Consider the following 2,092-nt stretch of genomic DNA (forward strand, 5'->3'; position numbering starts at 1 on the left):
CTCTGCGGGGTGCCCCTCTGCGGGGTTGCCCTCTGCGGGGTTGCCCTCGGCGGGGTGCACCTCACCGGGGCGGCCCGCTCCGGGGCCGCGGCGCCGAAGAACGAGAAGCACGATGCCGCCCGCGAGCAGGATCGCGCCGCCCACGACGAGCGGAACGGCCCACGGGGTGGTCTCGTTGCTCGGCCACGTGATGGTGATGTCGGTCGGCGCCGGCTTGGTGCCGTCGGTCGCGAGCACGATCTGCCAGTCGCCGTCACCCGGGAGATCCCAGTGGTAATCGAGCGAGCCGGAGGCGCTCTGGGTCGTCGCGAACGTATCGGCTCCGGCCGGGGACGGCGCGGTGGGGTCGCCGTCGGTGGACGTCGCGTTGAGCGTCTTGCCGTCGGAGGACGCGCCGTCGATCGTCGTGTGGGCGGTCTTGCCGACCCATGCTGCGACGTCGTCGGGGCGGCCCACGGCGAGGACGAAATTGCCGTCGCCCTTGATGCTGACGTCGGCCTCGCCGCCGCGCAGATCGCGCAGCTTGGTGTCGAGGACCGTCAGCGGGGCCGCCTTGGTATCGGCCGGCAAGGTCGCGGTCACGGTCTTGGGCGGAGCCCAGAAGGTCAGCTGGCCGATACCGGCCACGAGAGCTATCAGGCCCAGCAGCACAAGCGCGGCTGCGGTCTTGACTCGCACAGGAAAACACCTCAGATCGGGGGACGGAACCTACTAATGGTAACCAAATCGTGACATGATCCCCCATTCGGGGTCTCGGGAACCGCTCCCCCACCGCCCTGCCCCGACCCCGCTGAAGCCCGGAACGGCGCGGCTGATAGGGTGACGAAAGGTCTCTTGGGAAGGCAGGACTGTGGCTGACGAAATCCGCCCGACGCCCGACGAATCGCCCGCCCAGCCCGGCGGACACGGCGACGACGAGACGCACGCAAACCGTGCCCAGTGGGAGCACATGCGCTCCATCGCGAGCCGCCTGCGCCGCCCCCTCCCGGGTGCCCAGCCTCGCGTTCGCTTCCTCATGCCGCCCGTCGACGAAACGGGCGAGGCCGACGAGGACGAGGGCCTCGGAACGCCGGGGCCGCGCATGTCCTCCAAGCACCCCATCTACATCGGCTTCATGGGGACGGTGGGCGTCGGGATCGCGCTCGGCCTCTACTCGATCGCGCAGCACACGACCCAGCTGCTCGTCTGGATTCTCGCGGCACTCTTCATCGCGCTGGGCCTCGATCCCGTGGTTCGGTGGCTCGAGGCTCGCAGGCTCCCCCGCGGACTCGGGATCGCGATCACGCTCGTGGCGCTCCTGGGCGTTTTCGCGGCGTTCTTCGGGACCCTTATCCCGACGATCGTCGACCAGGTCACCCAGCTCGTGAACGCGTTCCCGGGCTGGATCACCGACTTCCTGCACTCGGACTTCTACAAGAGCGTCGACGAGCAGTTCGGCATCAAGCAGCGCGTCACCGAGGAGCTGCAGAAGTTCGGCCAGGACTCGCAGGCCATCACGAACATCTTCGGCGGGGTCCTCGGCGTCGGCTCGACGATCGCGAACACCGCCTTCGGCGTGCTCGTGGTCCTCGTGCTGAGCCTCTACTTCCTTTCGGCGCTCCCCGCCATGAAGGCATGGGGCTACCGTCTCGCGCCGCGCACGCGCCGGGCGCGGGTCGAGGCGCTCTCGGAGGAGATCACGCGCGGCGTGGGCAACTACGTGATCGGCCAGGTCTGCGTCGCGGTGCTCAACGCGACGTTCGCGTTCATCGTCATGACGATCCTGCACGTCCCGTTCGCGGCGCTGCTCGCGTTCGTGGTCGGCTTCCTCGCGTTCATCCCGCTCGTGGGCGGCGTGGTCGCGGGCACGACGATCGTCCTCGTCGCACTCACGCAGGGCTGGCAGACGGCGCTCATCCTCGCGATCGCGTACTTCGCTTACCTCCAGTTCGAGGCCTACTTCGTCTCGCCGCGCATCATGCAGAAGGCCGTCGCGGTCCCGGGACCGGTCGCCGTCATCTCGGTCATCGCCGGCGGGACCCTCCTCGGCGTCCTCGGGGCGCTCATCGCGATCCCGACGGCCGCCGCCGTCATGCTGCTCATCCGCGAGGTC

At 69.2% G+C, this 2,092-nt stretch carries 1 protein-coding gene and 1 pseudogene; one reads left to right on the forward strand and one right to left on the reverse strand.

The genetic code is table 11. The annotated features are described in order from the left end of the window. A pseudogene (locus ACLN58_RS21510) lies at window positions 1–678 on the reverse strand (hypothetical protein); the annotation flags it as partial. Between the two features lie 172 nt (window positions 679–850). Between ACLN58_RS21510 and ACLN58_RS21515 the strand changes: the two are divergent. After that, window positions 851–2,092 (forward strand): AI-2E family transporter (locus ACLN58_RS21515; RefSeq protein WP_415857250.1); only part of this gene is annotated, 1,242 nt, incomplete at its 3' end.

Source organism: Sinomonas sp. G460-2 (assembly GCF_047759905.1).
Taxonomy (GTDB): Bacteria; Actinomycetota; Actinomycetes; order Actinomycetales; family Micrococcaceae; genus Sinomonas.